Raw genomic sequence first — 17,180 nt, forward strand, 5'->3', positions numbered from 1 at the left:
AGGTCGTCGATCTCGCCGGTGACGGTGGAGGCGACGGTGGTGGTGGTGCCGTGGTCGAGGTGGGTGCGGGCGGCGAGCAGGGCCTCCTCGGCGATGCCGGAGGCGTAGGAGGCACCGCCGCCGCCGTGGACGTGCAGGTCGACGAAGCCCGGGACGACGGTGTGGCCGGTCAGGTCCAGGTCGCCGGGCTCGGTCGCACCGCCGAAGCCGGCGATGCGCTCGCCCTGGACGGCGATCCGGTCGCCCTCGACGACGCCGCCGGGCAGGACGAGTCGGGCATTCGCCAGGGAAGTACGGTCACGGTCCGCGGTGGTCACGCGGTCACCTCCATCGAGAGCAGGTCCCAGGCGAGCAGGCCCGCGCCCAGGGACGCGGCGGTGTCTTTGAGCATGGCGGGTACGACCTCCGGGGGCATCTGGAAGGTCAGGCGCTCGGTGACCGCCGCGCGCAGCGGAGTGAGGAGCGTGTCGCCGGCCTCGGCCAGTCCGCCGCCGACGATCACCGTCGACGGGTCGAGCAGGCTCTGGGCGAGCACGATGCCGTCGGCCAGGGCGTCGACGGCCCGCTGCCAGACGGCGAGCGCGCGGTCGTCCCCGGCGTCCACCGCGGCGGCGCAGGATGCCGCGTCGGCGTCGGGGTCGCCGCTGGCCTCGGCCCAGGCGCGGGAGACGGCGGAGGCGGAGGCCAGCGTCTCCAGGCAGCCGCGGGCGCCGCAGCCGCACTGCGGTCCGCCCGGGCGGACCACGACGTGGCCGATCTCGCCGCCGTAGCCGTGGGCGCCGGCCTCGATCCGGCCGCTGATGCCGATGGCGCCGGCGATGCCGGTGCCCAGGGCGATGAACAGGAAGCGGTCCACGCCCCGGCCGGCACCGAGCCGGCCCTCGGCCAGGCCGCCCGAGCGCACGTCGTGGCCGAGGGCCACCGGCATCGCGGGGCCGCCGGGGGCGGCCAGGCGCTCGCCGAGCAGTGTGCGCAGCGGGAGGTCGCGCCAGCCGAGGTTCGCGGAGAAGACCGCGATCCCGTTCTTCTCGTCGATCGTGCCGGGGACGGCCACGCCGGCCGCGAGCGGGGCGACGCCGAAGCGACTGCGGCCCTCGTTCGCCAGATCGGCGGCGAAGTCGAGGATGGCGGCGACGACGGCGTCGGGGCCGTGCTCCCGCCCGGTCGGTCGGCGTGCCTCGAACAGCACGGAGCCGTCCTGGGCGAGCAGCGCGGCCTTCATGCCGGTGCCGCCTACATCGAGTGCGATGACGTGCTTCACGGAGGACAGTTTCCCTTGGTCGGGCCGAAGAGGTCTAGTCCAGTTCCTGGATTGGTCTGGTCCATACTGGGTGAGCTTTGTCTCGGGTGCGGGGGCGTCCGCCGGGCCCCGGCCGTCGGTGCGGGCGGTGTGTCGGCCGGCTGTTGCGCATCGTGCAATGAAGCCGGGCACTTCGGTAACTACTCGGCGGGTGGGGCCGAGTGGTGTGGACCAGTGGACAGCGGGTTTGGCAGTCTTGCGCGTCCCCCCTGCCGGATTCCCTCACAGTTCATCCCCTGAAGGCGGTACCCGCGTTGAACAGGCGCGCCCACGTTTCCACCCGTGTGTTCGGTAGTGCGATGGCCGGAGCGCTGGTGCTCACCGCGGTCAGCGCGTGCAGCGGGCAGGGCGCCGGGCCGGTCACGCTCAAGCTGGTCGCCGCGGACTACGGGGAGAGCGCCGAGACCAGCTCCAAGCACTACTGGGACGACGTCTCCAAGGCCTTCGAGGCCGCCAACCCGGGCATCAAGGTCCAGGTCGAGGTCGACAGCTGGACCGACATCGGCAAGAAGGTCGACGACATGATCGCGGCCGGGAAGTCGCCCGACCTGCTGCAGACCGGCGGGTTCGCCGACCAGGTCGCGGCGGACCGGCTGTACCCGGCGGCGGACGTGCTCTCGATGGACACCCAGGCGAAGTTCATGGACAACTTCGCGCACGCCGGGCAGGTACTGGGGACCCAGTACGGGATCCCGTTCGTGTCGTCGTCGCGGGTGCTCTTCTACAACAAGGCGATCTTCAGGCAGGCCGGCGTCACGCAGCCGCCGACCACCTGGAACGAGCTGCGGGCCGCGGCCGAGAAGATCAAGGCCAAGGTGCCGGGGGTGACCCCGTACGGGCTTCCGCTGGGGCCGGAGGAGGCGCCGGCCGAGTCGATGCTGTGGACGCTGAGCGGCGGCGGGAGCATCTCGGACGACGTCGGCAACTACACCATCGACAGCGACCAGAACCAGGCCACCTTCAGCTGGCTGAAGAACAACCTGGTGAGCACCGGGCTGACCTACGCCGACCCGGGCAAGATGAACCGCACGCCGGTGTTCCAGGACTTCGCGTCGGGCAAGGTCGCGATGTTGAACGGGCATCCGACGCTGCTGCGGATGGCGTCCGCAGGGAAGATCGACTTCGGGACGGCGCCGATCCCGAAGAAGGACGGGGTGGGGAAGACCGGGAGCCTCGGGGTCGCGGACTGGATGATGGCGTTCAAGGCCAACGGGCACAAGAACGAGATCAAGAAGTTCCTGTCCTTCGTCTACTCGCGCGACTACCAGCTGAAGTTCGACGAGCAGTACAACCTGCTGCCGGTGACCCAGGACGCGTTCAACCGGATGTCGTCCGATCCCAAGCACGAGGACCTCAAGCAGTTCGCGGTCGGGCTGACCAACGCGAGCTTCTACCCGTTCGGGGACCCGGCCTGGGGTGAGGTCAGCAACCGGATCAAGGCCGGGATCGGGCAGGCGGCCACGGGGGACCCGAAGCAGGTGCTCGGCGGGCTGCAGGACGCGGCGGTGAAGGAGGCGGCCCGGGTCCGCAAGCAGTAGGACCCGGGGCTTCCCGGTCTCAGCCGGGGAGCGTGATCGCGTAGGCCTTGCGGAGGGTCTCGTGGACGGTCCAGGTGGTGCGGTCGCCCTCGCGCAGGACGGCGCAGTCGCCGGGGCCGACCCGCAGGGTCGGGCCGCCCTCGATCTCGATGGTGGCCCGGCCGCTGAGCACCACGAACATCTCGTCGGCCTCGACGTCGGTGACCACGCCCGGGGTGATCTGCCAGATGCCGCGCAGCTGGCGGCCGTCGGGGGACTCGGCGAGGACCTTTCCGGTGACCTCGGGGGTTCCGGAGACGATCTGGGACGGGTCGAGGGGCTCGGGGGCGAGCTCGGCGGCGGGGATGTGCACGGCGAAGCTGATCATGGGTCGACGGTAGCCGTGCGGTGGGGCGTGGTCGTCCCGCAGAGTGTGTCAGGGTTCGGCGGGAGAATGACACTCCGTAGTGATGGGCGGAGGTGTCCTCGGTGGGCGAGCTGAGTGAGCGGGACCGGGCGGTGCTGGCGCTGGAGGGGCGGCAGTGGCGGACGGCGGGGGCCAAGGAGCGGGCGATCCGGGAGGAGTTGGGGCTCTCCTCCACGCGGTACTACCAGCTGCTGAACGGGCTGTTGGACCGGGAGGAGGCGTTGGCGGCCGCGCCGGTGCTGGTGAATCGCTTGCGGCGGGTTCGGGAGGCACGGCGGGGGGCTCGTTGAGGGGGCGTCTGTTGGTGGGGGGCTTTCGGGAGGGTGGGTGGGGGGTGCTGTAGGTGGGTTGGTGCGGGGGTGGGGGTATGGGCTGATGTATGGGCCTTGAAGAGATGGTCGTGCCGGTCACTGATGCCGGGCGGGACGGGTTGCGGGCGATTCTGGCGGCGCCGGGGGATGCGGTGGTCGCCCTGGACTTCGATGGGACCTTGGCGCCGATCGTGGCGGATCCGGCGCTGGCCCGGGCGCATCCGGGGGTGGTGGGGGCGCTGCGGGGGTTGGGGGCCGTGGTGGGGGCCGTGGTGGTGGTGACGGGGCGGCCGGCCGGGCTGGCGGCCGAGTACGGGGGGTTCGACGGGGTGCCGGGGCTGGTGGTGCTGGGGCACTACGGGGCCGAGCGGTGGGAGGGCGGCGTGGTGACCGCGCCCGAGGTGCATCCGGGGGTCGCGGGGGTGCGGGCGGCGTTGCCGGAGTTGTTGGAGCGGGTGGGGGCGCCCGAGGGGACGTGGGTGGAGGACAAGGGGCGCTCGGTGGCGGTGCACACCCGGCGGACGGGGGCGCCGGAGGAGACGTTGGAGTTGTTGCGGGCGCCGGTGGGGGAGTTGGCCGCCGAGTACGGGCTGGTGGTGGAGCCCGGTCGGCTGGTGTTGGAGCTGCGGCCGCCGGGGGTGGACAAGGGGGCGGCGCTGACCGGGTTCCTGCGGGAGCGGGGGGCGCGGTCGGTGCTCTTCGCGGGGGACGACCTGGGGGACGTGGCGGCCTTCGCGGCGGTGGAGGAGCTGCGTGGGCAGGGTGTGGCGGGGCTGCTGGTGTGCGCCGGCGCGGTGGGGGACGCGCCCGTGCGCGAACTCGCCGACCGGGCGGATGTGGTGGTCGACGGGCCCGAGGGTGTGGTGGAGCTGTTGGGTGCTTTGGGGGAGGCGGTCAGAGGGCGTTGAGCTGGTCGAGGAACCACTGCTGCGGGGGGAGCGCGGTGGCCGCGGCGGCGAGGCGCTTGGTGCGGTCGGCGCGCTCCCCCGGGCTCATGGTGAGGCCGGTGTGCAGGGCCTCGGCGGTGGCGATGACGTCGTAGGGGTTGACGGTGAGGGCGTCGTCCTTGAGTTCGCTGTGGGCGCCGGCCTCGCGGGAGAGGACGAGGGCGCAGCCGTTGTCGGAGACGACCGGTACTTCCTTGGCGACCAGGTTCATGCCGTCCCGGATGGGGTTGACGAGGGCGACGTCGGCCAGGCGGTAGGCGGCGAGGGAGCGCGGGAAGTCGTCGTTGACGTGCAGGATCAGGGGTTGCCAGGTGGGGGTGGCGAATTCGGTGTTGATGGCGTCGGCGAGGTGCCGCACCGACGCCGTGTAGTCGCGGTATTCGGCCAGGTCGGTGCGGGAGGGGTAGGCGAAGGCGATGTGCACGACCCGGTCGTGCCACTCGGGGTGGGTGCGGAGCAGGTGCCGGTAGGCCTGGAGGCCGCGGACGATGTTCTTGCTCAGCTCGGTGCGGTCGACCCGGACGATGGTGCGGCGGTCGCCGACGGAGGTGCGGAGGGCGGCGAGGCGCTCGTCCACGTCGGGGCGGTGGGCGCGTTCGCGGAGGAAGTCGGCGTCGGCGCCCAGGGCGTGGACGCCGAGGTGGGTGGTGCGGCCGTTGTGGGTGACGGTCATCGCGTCGTGGTCGACGGTGGCGCCGAGTTGGTCCTCGCAGCAGGCGGCGAAGGCGCGGGCCCAGCGTTCGGTGAGGAAGCCGGCCCGGTCGGCGCCGAGGATGCCGGTGAGGACGGCGCGGGCGACGTCGTCGGGGAGCATCCGGTAGTACTCGGGCGGGGCCCAGGGGGTGTGGGAGAAGTGGCCGATCCGCAGGTCGGGGCGGGCCGCGCGGAGCAGGGCCGGGGCCAGGGAGAGGTGGTAGTCCTGGACCAGGACCGCGGCGTTCGGTGCGGCTTCGGCGGCCAGGGCCTCGGCGAAGGCCGCGTTGTAGGCCTGGTAGGCGGCCCATTCGGTGCGGAAGCCCGCGTCGAAGGAGGGCGCGGTGGGGGTCGCGTAGAGCAGGTGGTGGACGAACCAGAGGGTGGAGTTGGCGACGCCGTTGTAGGCGTGGGCGAAGGTCTCCGGGTCTATGTCCAGCATCCGTACGGCCTGGCCGCCGACGTCGTGGCCGGCCAGGTCGAGGCGGCCGTCGGGGGCTTCTCCCGCGGCTCGGCGGTCGGCGTCGCCGAGGGCGGCGCACACCCAGACGGCGTTCGGGTCGTCGATCGCGGAGAGGCCGGAGACGAGGCCTCCGCCGCCGCGGCGCAGGGTCAGCGTGCCGTCGTCGGCGGCGCTGAACGACACCGGTCCCCGGTTGGAGGCCACCAGGACGGGGGCGGTGCCGGTCGCGCTCGAACGTTCGGTCGTGAGATCGCCCATGGTTGGCATCTTGCCGGGGGCTTGGGTCGGCAAACGTTTCAGTGGCGGGTCGCGTATTCGGGCACGGTGTGCATCGGGGGGCGTTCCAGGGCGGTCACGGGGTGGCTGTGGGCGGTGAAGGCGCGGGTTTCCGGGTCGCGGGTGAACTGGGTGAGGTGGGGGTGGACCAGGTCGGCGGAGGCCTTGAGGCGGTGGGTGCGGTCGAGGCGTTCCAGCGCGGTGCGGTAGATGGTGGCGGCCATCCGGCCGAGGGCCTGGCCGTCCTGGTGTCGGTGGTGTCGGACGCCGACGTCGACCTGGGCCAGGGCGTCCAGGCCGACCAGCTCCAACGCGTCGACCAGGAGGCCGAGTTCGACACCGTAGCCGGTGGGGAAGGGCAGCCGTTCGAGCAGTGAGCGGCGGGCCGCGTACTCGCCGCCGAGGGGCTGGACGAAACCGGCGAGTTCCGGCCAGTGGAGGTTGAGCAGGGGGCGGGCGACGAGTTCGGTGACCCGGCCGCCGCCGGCGGGGAGGATCGCGGCGGACTCCCCCGCGGCGGAGCCGCTCATCGTCACTTCGAGGGGGCGGTCGTACATGGCCTTGACCAGCTGGATGTCGGGTTCGGTGAGCAGGGGGCCGAGGATGCCGGAGACGAAGGCGGGGTCGAACTCGCGCAGGTCGGCGTCGACGAAGCAGACGATGTCGCCGCGGGTGACCAGCAACGAGCGCCAGAGCACCTCGCCCTTGCCGGGGACGGCGGGCAGCCGGGGCAGGATGGCGTCCCGTTGTTCCACCCGGGCGCCGGCCTCGGCGGCGACGGTGGCGGTGGCGTCGGTGGAGCCGGAGTCGAGTACGACCAGTTCGTCGACCAGAGGAAGCCGGTCCATCAGTTCGCGCCGGATGGTGCGGACGATGTCGCCGACGGTGGCCTCCTCGTCGAGTGCGGGGAGGACGACGCTGACGGTCTGCCGGGTGCGCCGCTTGGCCTCCAGCAGGGTGTGAACCGGCCGGTCGGCCGCGCTCCACGAGCGGCGGTGCAGCCAGGACGCCGCCTGCGGGAGGAGTGCGGGGGTCGGTTCGGCGGGCACGGTGAATCTCCTCGGCGAGGTCGGGTGGAACGGGCCATCTCGCGTGGCGGACGGTCCCTTTCAGGGTGGACGCCTTCGGATACAGTCTTCGTACAGCGGTCGGACCTTCGCACGCCGGGGTCGCCGCTGAACCACAACTTCACAAGCTCATCCAGAGGGACTGAGGGAACGGCCCGTTGACGTCCCGGCAACCTTCTCGCTCGGCTGTCCACAGGCCCCGGCGGGACAGGTGCCAATTCCGGCCCGTGGCGCGACCGCGCCACGGGGAAGATGAGGAGAGAGGCCTCCGCCATCATGGCTATCGACACTGCCGCACCCTCCCCCAGCCTTCGGCCGGGGGGACCCCCACCGGTCGACCTCGGCCCCGCCGCCGCCCTGTCCTGTCGGGAGTGCGGCACCCGCTTCCCGCTCGGCCCCAGCTTCGCCTGCCTGGAGTGCTTCGGGCCGCTGGAGATCGCGTACGAGTTCGGGAGCGAGCGGGCCGAGGAGCTGCGCAAGCGGATCGAGGCCGGTCCGGCCTCCATCTGGCGTTACGCGCCGCTGCTGCCGGTGCCCGCAGACGTGGCGTCCAAGCCGAACCTGAACCCGGGGTGGACCCCGCTGGTGAAGGCGGACAACCTGGGCCGGGAGCTCGGGTTCACCGCTCCGCTGCACGTGAAGGACGACTCCGGGAACCCGACGCACTCCTTCAAGGACCGGGTGGTGGCCTGCGCCATCGAGGCGGCGCGCGCGTTCGGGTACACCACGCTGTCCTGCTCCTCGACCGGCAACCTGGCCGGCGCGGTGGGCGCGGCGGCGGCCCGGGCCGGGTTCCGGTCCTGTGTCTTCATCCCGCACGACCTGGAGCAGGGCAAGGTCGTGATGGCCGGGGTGTACGGCGGCGAGCTGGTGGGCATCGAGGGCAACTACGACGACGTGAACCGCTTCTGCTCGGAGCTGATCGGGGACCCGGCCGGCGAGGGCTGGGGTTTCGTGAACGTCAACCTGCGTCCGTACTACGGCGAGGGCTCCAAGACGCTGGCCTACGAGATCTGCGAGCAGCTCGGCTGGCGGCTGCCGGAGCAGATCGTCATCCCGATCGCCTCGGGCTCGCAGCTGACGAAGATCGACAAGGGGTTGCAGGAGCTGATCAAGCTCGGCCTGGTGGAGGACCGGCCGTACCGGATCTTCGGCGCCCAGGCCGAGGGCTGCTCGCCGGTGTCGGCCGCGTTCAAGGCGGGCCGGGACGTGATCAAGCCGGTCAAGCCGGACACCATCGCCAAGTCGCTGGCGATCGGCAACCCGGCGGACGGTCCGTACGTGCTGGACATCGCCCGTCGGACCGGCGGGGCGGTCGAGGACGTCACGGACGAAGAGGTCGTGGCGGCGATCCGGCTGCTGGCCCGGACCGAGGGGATCTTCGCGGAGACCGCGGGCGGGGTGACCGTCGGCGTGCTGAAGAAGCTGGTCGAGACCGGTCAGCTGGACCCGGCCAAGGAGACCGTCGCGATCAACACCGGCGACGGCCTGAAGACGCTGGACGCCGTCTCCGACGCCGGGATGACCGCCGTCATCCGCCCGACGCTGGAGTCCTTCCGCTCCGCCGGTCTCGCGTCCGCCTGAACCACCCCCCACCCCCGCTAGGAGAGCCATGAGCGCCAAAGTCCGCATCCCCACCATCCTGCGCACCTACACCGGCGGCGCGGCCGAGGTGACCGCCGAGGGGGCCAGCCTGGCCGAGGTCATCGCCGACCTGGAGCAGAACCACGCGGGCATCTCCGCCCGGATCCTGGACGACACCGGGAAGCTGCGCCGCTTCGTCAACGTGTACGTGAACGACGACGACGTGCGGTTCGCCGAGGGCCTGGCGACCGAGATCAAGGACGGCGCGAACGTCTCGATCATCCCGGCGGTGGCCGGCGGCTGCTGAGCCGTCGCGTCCCGCTTCCCGGCCGCCCGTACGTACGGAATTCGACTCTCCGTATGTGCGGGCGGCCGCTGGCATTTCGGCGGGAATATTTCCGGGTCAAGTCGGAGTAGAGTGTGGCTCTGCTGGGAACGGGGCTTCCCTTCCGACTCGCGCAGTGCTTGGCCGGAGGTCGTCCGGACGCTGAGACCGACTCGCGTCCCGGGCCGTGAAACATGTCAGGCGGATGTCAGAATTCCTGCGGGGTTTTGGGTAATTCGTCCGCTATGTCCGGCAGGAAATGCCGATTTCACCCCGATTTGTTCGGCCTTGTCTCTTGACGGGGCTATGGAATTCCTGGCGGCTGGCCCTGTTGCAGAGGGCGTCGATCCGGATACATTCAGCGGCGGTCGGCGCAATCGACCGCCCATCGGAAGCCGTTCGGCTTTCTGTGCGGAGGATTGCGGCGTGCACGGCTGCGCTCAGGGGGGGTTCCCCGGGCCGGCCTTCAACCAGACCCGGGCCCGCGACCTGCGGGCACGTGAAGGGCCAGCACAGCACTAGGGGAGTTCGGAATGGCTCAGGGCACCGTCAAGTGGTTCAACGCGGAGAAGGGCTACGGCTTCATCGCGGTCGACGGTGGTGCGGACGTGTTCGTCCACTACAGCGCGATCCAGATGGACGGCTACCGCACCCTCGAGGAGGGCCAGCGGGTCGAGTTCGAGATCTCTCAGGGACAGAAGGGCCCGCAGGCGGACATGGTTCGCGCGGCGGTCTGACCCCTTCCGACTCCAGGAGCTCGGCGCGGCCCACCGCTGGTGGACCTCCTGCTTCTCGACGGGCCCGCACGACACGCGTCGTGCGGGCCCGTTCGCGTTCCCGTTCGCGTCCTCGTCCGCGCTCGCGGACGGGGCTCGACGGCGGCTCGCGGGTTGCCGATTGGGCTTGCACTCGACCACCCGGAGTGCTAATCATTGGCGTTAGCACTCACAGCGTGAGAGTGACAGCGGACCGGGTCGGTGAGGCCCCCGGGAGCGGTAGGGGAATGGACCCCCGCACACCAGGGCCGTCCGTCGCGGGCACCCCTTGGTCCGAGCAGTCGACCGTGTCCCGGAGGACCACTTCAGATGGCCAAGATCATCGCCTTTGATGAGGAAGCTCGCCGCGGCCTTGAGCGTGGCATGAACCAGCTCGCCGACGCAGTGAAGGTCACGCTCGGCCCCAAGGGTCGCAACGTCGTGCTGGAGAAGAAGTGGGGCGCCCCCACGATCACCAACGACGGTGTCTCCATCGCCAAGGAGATCGAGCTCGAGGACCCGTACGAGAAGATCGGTGCGGAGCTCGTCAAGGAGGTCGCCAAGAAGACGGACGACGTCGCGGGTGACGGCACCACCACCGCCACCGTGCTGGCCCAGGCCCTGGTTCGCGAGGGTCTGCGCAATGTCGCCGCCGGCGCCAACCCGATGGCCCTGAAGCGCGGCATCGAGAAGGCCGTCGCCGCCGTCTCGGACCAGCTGCTGGCCCAGGCCAAGGACGTGGAGACCAAGGAGCAGATCGCCTCCACCGCCTCCATCTCCGCCGCTGACACCCAGATCGGCGAGCTCATCGCCGAGGCCATGGACAAGGTCGGCAAGGAAGGCGTCATCACCGTCGAGGAGAGCAACACCTTCGGTCTGGAGCTCGAGCTCACCGAGGGCATGCGCTTCGACAAGGGCTACATCTCCGCCTACTTCGCCACCGACCTGGAGCGCATGGAGGCGACCTTCGAGGACCCGTACATCCTCATCGCCAACTCCAAGATCGGCTCGGTCAAGGACCTGCTCCCGCTGCTGGAGAAGGTCATGCAGAGCGGCAAGCCGCTCGTCATCATCGCCGAGGACGTCGAGGGCGAGGCCCTGTCGACCCTGGTCGTGAACAAGATCCGCGGCACCTTCAAGTCCGTCGCCGTCAAGGCCCCGGGCTTCGGCGACCGCCGCAAGGCCATGCTCGGCGACATCGCCATCCTCACCGGCGGCACCGTGATCTCCGAGGAGGTCGGCCTCAAGCTGGAGAACGCCGGCATCGACCTGCTGGGCACCGCCCGCAAGGTGGTCATCACCAAGGACGAGACCACCATCGTCGACGGTGGCGGCGACAGCGAGCAGGTCGCCGGTCGCGTGAACCAGATCCGTGCCGAGATCGAGAACAGCGACTCGGACTACGACCGCGAGAAGCTCCAGGAGCGCCTCGCCAAGCTGGCCGGCGGCGTGGCCGTCATCAAGGCCGGCGCGGCCACCGAGGTGGAGCTCAAGGAGCGCAAGCACCGCATCGAGGACGCCGTCCGCAACGCCAAGGCCGCCGTCGAGGAGGGCATCGTCGCCGGTGGTGGCGTCGCCCTGCTGCAGGCCGGTGTCGCCTTCGACAAGCTGGAGCTGGACGGCGACGAGGCCACCGGTGCCAACATCGTCAAGGTCGCGCTGGAGGCCCCGATCAAGCAGATCGCGACCAACGCCGGCCTGGAGGGTGGCGTCGTGGTGGAGAAGGTGCGCAACCTCCCCGCCGGTCACGGCCTGAACGCCGCCACCAACGAGTACGTCGACCTGGTCGCCGCGGGCATCATCGACCCGGCCAAGGTCACCCGCTCCGCGCTGCAGAACGCCGCCTCCATCGCGGCGCTGTTCCTCACCACCGAGGCCGTCATCGCCGACAAGCCGGAGAAGGCCGCCGCGGCCGCCGGCGGCGGCATGCCGGGCGGTGACATGGACTTCTGATCCTGATCGCTTCGATCGGATCGGTTGATTCCTCGTCCGCGTGGGCGGCTCCCTTCGGGGGGCCGCCCACGCGGCGTTTTCGCGCATCGACGGAGAATGGACGGATGGCTGACATCGAGACCGCCCTGCACAACGCGCGGGCACTGATCCTGGCCGACCTCACCGCGCGCGACGTGGCGGACGCCGCCGTCGTCTCGCTGGTGGAGCAGGCCGTCACGCACCGCCGCTGGTGGCTGGAGCAGTGGCCGGACGGCACCGAGTACGTGCTCGGGCTGGTCGCCCAGGACGTCCAGGACGCGCTACTGGAGGCGTACGGGCGGTGGCCGCTGTGCACCGCCTGCGCGGCCGACGGGGACCCGCACGCGCTGAGCGTGGAGCCGGAGTTGGGGCCGGAGCCGCACTGGGTGTGCGGCAAGCACGGCTCGGTGGTGGCGCCGGTGGGGGAACTGGTCTAGTTCTCCAGCCGCTTGAGCTCGGCCGTCAGGTTGGTGCGGGCGGCCGCGGTGAAGCGCTCGCGGGCGACGGGGGTGCGGTAGAGCGCCGGGAGCGCGAGGAGTTGGCGCAGCACGGCGGCCCGGCCCGCGCGGAAGTCCGGCTCCGGGACGAAGTCGTACTCCGCCCGGACGGCGGCCGCGTACGCCGCGTACGCCTCGGGGGAGCCGCCGAGGACGGCGAGGTCCGCGTCGCAGAGCACCTCGCCGTCGCGGTCGCCCGGGGAGGGGTCGTGGGTGACGGTGAGCAGGACGAGCCGTTCGACCTCGGCGACCCGCCCGGCGGGCAGGCCGGCGGCGGTCAGCGCGCGGACGGCCAGGGCGGCGCTGCGCTCCTCGTTCTCGGTGCGGTCGGGCCGGTAGACGGCGTCGTGGAACCAGGCGGCGAGCCGGACGGCGTCCGGGTCGGCGGCGTGCCCGGCGAGCTCGTCGACGTGCCGTAGGACCGCGCGCAGGTGCTCGGGGGTGTGGTAGCGGCGCTGCGGCTCCGACCAGCGGCGCAGCAGCTCCCGTCCGTACGGTTCGGGGTCGTCGCCGGCGCCGCAGTGGTGCAGCAGGGCGGTCCAGGCGGGGAGCAGGTCCTCGGTCGCGGTGGGCATGCGGCTCATTCTGTCGGCTGGTTCGGGTGGACGGTATATGCCGGTCAGCGATATATATAGACGCATGACAGAACGCTCCATGCAGGAGCCGACGCTGCTTCTGCTCACCGCGCTGGCCGACGCCCCGAGGCACGGCTACGCGCTCATCCAGGAAATCGCCGCGATCTCGGACGGCCGGGTCACGATGCGCACCGGCACGCTCTACGGCGCGCTCGACCGGCTGCTGGGCCAGGGCCTGATCGAGGTCGCCGCCGAGGAGGTCGTGGACGGCCGCGCCCGGCGCACCTACGCGCTGACCGACGCCGGTCGGGGCGCGCTGGCCACCGAGGCCGAGCGGCTGCGGGCCGTGGCCACCGAGGCCGAGCGCCGACTCTCCGTCGCCGTTGTCCGTCCGAGGGTCAGGGGGGCCTTCGCATGAATGAATCGACTGTTGCCGTACGGACCGCGCTGGCGCTCTACCCGGGCCGCTACCGCCGCGAGCGCGGCGACGAGCTAGCCGTCGTCTTCGCCGACACCACGGCGGAGGCGGGCAGGTTCGCCAAGGTCCGGGAGCTCTTCGACCTGGGTGCGTACGGGCTGCGGATGCGGACCGGGCTGACCTCGACCTCGCCGGGCGGGCGGCTGGCGGCGCTGACCGCGCCGCTCGCGGCCGGGGCGGTGGCGGGGATCGCGGCGGTGATGATGTACGCGGACGAGGGTGGGTACCAGGCTCCGAATTCCACGCGGGTGCTGCTGAGCCTGCTGGCCTTCTGGGTGTTGAACGGGTCGGCGGTGCTCTCGGCCGGCGCGGTGCTGCTCGGGCGGTGGACGGCGGCCCGGCTGCTCGCCGGGGCGACGGCCCTCGCGGTGGTGGCGGACCTGCTGCTGCAGCTGAGGGCGTCGATCGGCGGTGGGCTCTGGGAACTCCTCTACGACTTCCAGTGGGACGGGCCGTTCCTGCTCTGGGCCCTGGTGCTGCTGGCCGCGCCGCGCGACGCGCTGCCGTCGCCGACCTGGCGGGAGCGGGGCATGGTGGTGGCGGCGGCGCTGTCGAGCCCCTTCCTGGTGCTCTCGACCTCCTTCTACCGCAGCTGGCACCACCTGGACCTGCCGTGGCGGGCCGCGATGGTCTGCGTTCCGCTGCTGATGGCGCTGACCGCGCTGCGCGGGTGGTACGTGGTGGCCGTTCCGGGGCTCGCCGCGCTGCCGTGGACACTGAGCGTCAACCTCAACGCGATCTGGCAGCAGGTCGGTGGGACGTGGCGGCTGCTGCCGATGGCCGCGGTGACGGTCGCGGCGATGGTCGCGCTGGTGCTGGTGGGCCGCCGCAAGGGCCCGGCCGGGCCGGGTGGGCGGCAGCTGGCCTGAGGCCCGCGCCCGGAAAGGGGGCCGGAAAGGGGGTGCGGTCTCGCCGGGGGTGATCGGATGTGGCAGGCTGTCGAATATGTCTAGACCAATTTTCGAAGTCATCGCGCTGACGCCCCAGGACGCCCAGGCCGCCGAGTCGGGCGGTGCCGACCGGCTCGAACTGGTCACCGACATGGCCGCCGACGGACTCACCCCGTCCGTCGAGGACTTCGCCCGGATCCGGGCCGCCGTCGGCATCCCGCTGCGCGTCATGCTGCGGATCCGGGACGGCTTCGCCCCCGGCGACCTGGACGAGCTGTGCGAGCGGGCCGCCGCCCTGCGGGCCGAGGGGGCCGAGGAGTTCGTCCTCGGCTTCCTCGGCGTCGACGGCGCCGTCGACCTGGCCGCCACCACGGCCGTCGCGGAGGCGATCGCCGGTTGCCGCTGGACCTTCCACCGGGCGATCGACCACAGCGCCGACCGGGCCGCCCTGCGCGCCGCCGTCGGCTCCCTGCCCGGGCTGGACACCTTCCTCACCTCCGGCGCGGCCGCCGGGGTCGACGCCGGGCGCGAGGCGCTGGCGGCCGAGCTGGCCCGCGCGGGCCAGCCCGGGTACGGCCAGCGGATCCTGATCGGCGGCGGCCTGCGGGCCGAGCACCTCAAGGAGCTGCGGGCGGAGGGCTTCGACGCCTTCCACGTCGGCGGCGCGGTGCGCGTCGACGGGTGGGAGACGCCGGTGGACGCGGCCAAGGTCGCCGAGTGGCGGGCACTGATCGACGGCTGAGCGTGGAAGCGCCGACAGTCGGGCGAGCCGTGCCCGTCGTGCGGGGAGGGGGCCGGGGCGTTCGAGACCCGGCCCCTTCCGCGTCGTCAGCGCAGCTGCTCCGGCAGCGGCTCGGCGTGCAGGACCGTCAGACCGGAGACCGCGCGGGTCAGCGCCACGTACAGCCGGCGCAGGCCGGTCCGCTCGTCCGGCTCGCCGGCGATCACCGCGGCCGGCTCGTCCAGCACCACGTAGTCGTACTCCAGGCCCTTGGCCAGCGAGGCCGGGACCAGGGTCAGCCGGGAATCGGCGCTGGTCTCGGTGCCGGGGGTGAGGTGCGGCAGCCCGGCCGCGGTCAACGCCGCGGCGAGCAGCGGGATCCGGGCGTCGGCCGCGATCAGACCGGTCGAGCCCTCGTGCGCCAGCGCCTCCCGGCAGGCTTCCAGGACCGCCTCTTCCCACTCGGTGATCCGACGGATCGTCAGCGAGCCGGGGGTGTCGCGGACCGAGGTCGCCGGGGCCAGGCCCGGGGCGATCGCCGGGAGCAGCCGGGAGGCGTACGCGATGACCTCCTCCGGCACCCGGAAGCCCTTGGTCAGCTCCTCGACGTGCGCCTCCGGCTTGCCCAGGTGGTGCAGGGCGTCCGGCCAACTCGCCGTCGCCCACGGGGTGGTGCCCTGGGCGAGGTCGCCGAGGACGGTCGCCGAGCCGGTGGTGCAGCGGCGGCCGACCGCGCGGTACTGCATCGGGGAGAGGTCCTGGGCCTCGTCCAGCACCACGTGCCCGAGCGAGGGCGTGCGCTGCACCAGGTCCGTCGCCTCGTCCACCAGGACGGCGTCGGCCTGCGTCCAGCGGGCGGTCTTCACCGAGCGGCCGGGCTTGGGCCACAGCACCGCCTGCTGCTCCTCGGGGGTCAGCACGCCCTCGGCGCACTCGGCCAGGAACTCCGGTTCGGAGAGCAGCCGCAGCACCAGCTTGGCCGGGTCGACGGCCGGCCAGCACTCCTTGACCACGGTCTTGACCGCGCTGTTGCGGGCCACCGCGTCCTGCACCCGGTCGTCCGGGGCCTCGCCGCCCTGCTCCATCTTCAGCAGCACGGCGTGCGCGATGCGCTGCGGCAGGGCGTCCCGGGCGGCGCCGTAGCGGACGTCACGGGCCTTCAACTCCTCGATGATCTCGACCAGTTCGTACGCCGGAACGCGCCAGCGGCGGGAGCCGCGGACCACCACGCAGGGCTCGGTGGGCAGCGTGATGCCCGCCCGCACCGCCCGGCGCAGCACCTCGGCCATCCGGGCGTCGCCCTTCAGCCGGGCCGCCTCCGGGTCGTCCTCGCCCTTCACCTCGACGTGCGCGACCAGCTGCTGCACCGTGGCCTGGGCGACGTCCAGCTCGCCGAGGGCCGGGAGCACCTGCTCGATGTAGGAGAGGAAGGCGGTGTTCGGGCCGATCACCAGGGTGCCGGTCCGGGCCAGCCGCTCGCGGTGCGCGTACAGCAGGTAGGCGACACGGTGCAGGCCGACGGCGGTCTTCCCGGTGCCGGGCGCCCCCTGGACGCAGATGGTGCCCGTGACGTCGGAGCGGACGATCTCGTCCTGCTCGGGCTGGATGGTGGCGACGATGTCGCGCATCGGGCCGACGCGGGGCTTCTCGATCTCGGCGGCGAGCAGCGCGGAGGCGGTATCGAGCTCGGCCGGGTCGGTGAGGTGCTCGTCCTCGTAGGCGGTGAGCTCGCCGCCGGTGTAGCCGAAGCGGCGGCGGCGCTCGACGTCCATCGGCTCGGTGCGGCTGGCCCGGTAGAACGGCTGGGAGACCGGCGCGCGCCAGTCGATCACCATCGGGTCGCCGTCGGCGTCGTGGACGTGGCGGCGGCCGATGTAGAAGTTCTCTCCCACCCGTCGCCCACCACCACCCTTGCTCGACGCGCTTCGCGCGGCACCTCTTGTGCCGCCCTCGCTCAGCTCCTCGCTGATCGCGTGCAGGTAGTCGAGGCGGCCGAAGAACAGCGGGGTGTCGGCGAGGTCGGCCAGGGCGGCGATCCTGGCCTCGATCTGGTTCTGGAGGATGACGGCGGACACCCAGGTGCCGGTCACGTCGCGCAGGTCGAGCGACTGGACGTCCTCGCGCATCGCTCGCAGCGCGGCCCGGGACGCGGCGAGGTGGTCGCGTTCGCGCTGGAGGGGGTCGGTGGTGGGGGTGGCGGGCACAGCGAACCTTCCCGGCTGCCCCGGTCGCGGGTGCAGCGGATCGATGGAGCTCACGGTGAGTACAGCCGACCGGTTGCCGTGCGGTCGGCACCTCCCCCGGCTGCCTGCGGGACACCGCCAGGTACCACGGTTCGGGAGGGGGCAGGCGGACGATCTTAGACCCGTCCGTCTCAGGGTTC

At 72.0% G+C, this 17,180-nt stretch carries 18 protein-coding genes and 1 riboswitch; of the genes, 11 read left to right on the forward strand and 7 right to left on the reverse strand.

The genetic code is table 11. The features are described from left to right. A partial coding sequence (locus ACFVWU_RS10025; RefSeq protein WP_387617677.1) for an amidohydrolase family protein occupies positions 1–317 on the reverse strand: 317 nt, incomplete at its 3' end. Continuing rightward, positions 314–1,261: an ROK family protein gene (locus tag ACFVWU_RS10030; RefSeq protein WP_387617679.1), complete on the reverse strand. Its 948-nt coding sequence runs from the start codon at positions 1,259–1,261 to the stop codon at positions 314–316. The genes ACFVWU_RS10030 and ACFVWU_RS10025, both read right to left, overlap by 4 nt. Before the next feature lie 338 nt (positions 1,262–1,599). On the opposite strand from ACFVWU_RS10030, the gene ACFVWU_RS10035 reads away from it, so the two are divergent. Next, on the forward strand, positions 1,600–2,838 hold the full coding sequence (locus ACFVWU_RS10035; protein ID WP_387617680.1) for an extracellular solute-binding protein: 1,239 nt from the start codon (positions 1,600–1,602) through the stop codon (positions 2,836–2,838). Between the two features lie 19 nt (positions 2,839–2,857). On the opposite strand, the gene ACFVWU_RS10040 is transcribed toward ACFVWU_RS10035, so the two are convergent. Next, a complete protein-coding gene (locus tag ACFVWU_RS10040) occupies positions 2,858–3,205 on the reverse strand; it encodes a cupin domain-containing protein (RefSeq protein ID WP_387617681.1) in 348 nt (115 codons plus the stop codon). Between the two features lie 101 nt (positions 3,206–3,306). Here ACFVWU_RS10040 and ACFVWU_RS10045 point away from each other — a divergent pair, with 101 nt between their 5' ends. Both ACFVWU_RS10045 and otsB read left to right on the forward strand, forming a co-directional pair. Beyond that, the gene (locus ACFVWU_RS10045; protein ID WP_387617682.1) at positions 3,307–3,534 is read left to right on the forward strand and encodes a DUF3263 domain-containing protein; all 228 of its coding nucleotides are present in this window, start codon (positions 3,307–3,309) and stop codon (positions 3,532–3,534) included. 104 nt (positions 3,535–3,638) lie between these two features. Next, positions 3,639–4,463: a trehalose-phosphatase gene (otsB, locus tag ACFVWU_RS10050; RefSeq protein ID WP_387617867.1), complete on the forward strand. Its 825-nt coding sequence runs from the start codon at positions 3,639–3,641 to the stop codon at positions 4,461–4,463. Here otsB and ACFVWU_RS10055 read toward each other — a convergent pair. Further along, entirely contained in the window at positions 4,450–5,916 is a 1,467-nt protein-coding gene (locus tag ACFVWU_RS10055; RefSeq protein ID WP_387617684.1) for a trehalose-6-phosphate synthase, read from the reverse strand. The genes otsB and ACFVWU_RS10055 overlap by 14 nt on opposite strands. Before the next feature lie 38 nt (positions 5,917–5,954). Next, positions 5,955–6,983: a glucosyl-3-phosphoglycerate synthase gene (locus ACFVWU_RS10060; RefSeq protein ID WP_387617686.1), complete on the reverse strand. Its 1,029-nt coding sequence runs from the start codon at positions 6,981–6,983 to the stop codon at positions 5,955–5,957. A 144-nt stretch (positions 6,984–7,127) separates the two neighbouring features. Then, positions 7,128–7,260: riboswitch (SAM riboswitch) on the forward strand. Positions 7,261–7,277: 17 nt separating this feature from the next. Here ACFVWU_RS10060 and thrC point away from each other — a divergent pair. From thrC to ACFVWU_RS10085, 5 genes are all read left to right on the forward strand, one after another. Then, complete coding sequence (gene thrC / locus ACFVWU_RS10065) at positions 7,278–8,585, forward strand: threonine synthase (protein WP_387617688.1); 1,308 nt, start codon at positions 7,278–7,280, stop codon at positions 8,583–8,585. A gap of 28 nt (positions 8,586–8,613) precedes the next feature. Continuing rightward, complete coding sequence (locus ACFVWU_RS10070) at positions 8,614–8,892, forward strand: MoaD/ThiS family protein (RefSeq protein ID WP_387617690.1); 279 nt, start codon at positions 8,614–8,616, stop codon at positions 8,890–8,892. Between the two features lie 551 nt (positions 8,893–9,443). Continuing rightward, positions 9,444–9,647 carry a cold-shock protein gene (locus ACFVWU_RS10075; protein WP_030289665.1) on the forward strand — a complete coding sequence of 68 codons (204 nt, stop codon included), beginning with the start codon at positions 9,444–9,446 and terminating at the stop codon, positions 9,645–9,647. Positions 9,648–9,995: 348 nt separating this feature from the next. Beyond that, on the forward strand, positions 9,996–11,618 hold the full coding sequence (gene groL, locus ACFVWU_RS10080) for a chaperonin GroEL (RefSeq protein ID WP_045692318.1): 1,623 nt from the start codon (positions 9,996–9,998) through the stop codon (positions 11,616–11,618). A gap of 104 nt (positions 11,619–11,722) precedes the next feature. Then, complete coding sequence (locus ACFVWU_RS10085) at positions 11,723–12,073, forward strand: hypothetical protein (protein ID WP_387617692.1); 351 nt, start codon at positions 11,723–11,725, stop codon at positions 12,071–12,073. Here ACFVWU_RS10085 and ACFVWU_RS10090 read toward each other — a convergent pair. Then, positions 12,070–12,708 (reverse strand): hypothetical protein, encoded by a 639-nt coding sequence (locus ACFVWU_RS10090; protein ID WP_387617694.1) that lies wholly within the window; start codon positions 12,706–12,708, stop codon positions 12,070–12,072. The genes ACFVWU_RS10085 and ACFVWU_RS10090 overlap by 4 nt on opposite strands. A gap of 64 nt (positions 12,709–12,772) precedes the next feature. Here ACFVWU_RS10090 and ACFVWU_RS10095 point away from each other — a divergent pair, with 64 nt between their 5' ends. The 3 genes from ACFVWU_RS10095 to ACFVWU_RS10105 all read left to right on the forward strand — a co-directional run bounded on the left by ACFVWU_RS10095 (position 12,773) and on the right by ACFVWU_RS10105 (position 14,818). Next, the gene (locus ACFVWU_RS10095) at positions 12,773–13,126 is read left to right on the forward strand and encodes a PadR family transcriptional regulator (protein ID WP_387617696.1); all 354 of its coding nucleotides are present in this window, start codon (positions 12,773–12,775) and stop codon (positions 13,124–13,126) included. Continuing rightward, positions 13,123–14,055 carry a hypothetical protein gene (locus ACFVWU_RS10100; RefSeq protein ID WP_387617698.1) on the forward strand — a complete coding sequence of 311 codons (933 nt, stop codon included), beginning with the start codon at positions 13,123–13,125 and terminating at the stop codon, positions 14,053–14,055. The genes ACFVWU_RS10095 and ACFVWU_RS10100 overlap by 4 nt, the downstream gene beginning before the upstream one ends. A 76-nt stretch (positions 14,056–14,131) precedes the next feature. Then, complete coding sequence (locus tag ACFVWU_RS10105) at positions 14,132–14,818, forward strand: copper homeostasis protein CutC (protein WP_387617700.1); 687 nt, start codon at positions 14,132–14,134, stop codon at positions 14,816–14,818. 86 nt (positions 14,819–14,904) lie between these two features. Here the strand turns inward: ACFVWU_RS10105 and ACFVWU_RS10110 are convergent, their stop codons facing one another. Beyond that, entirely contained in the window at positions 14,905–17,001 is a 2,097-nt protein-coding gene (locus ACFVWU_RS10110; RefSeq protein ID WP_387617702.1) for a HelD family protein, read from the reverse strand. Positions 17,002–17,180 lie beyond the last annotated feature (179 nt).

Origin of the sequence: Kitasatospora sp. NPDC058190 (genome assembly GCF_042883685.1) — a bacterium.
GTDB lineage: Bacteria > Actinomycetota > Actinomycetes > Streptomycetales > Streptomycetaceae > Kitasatospora.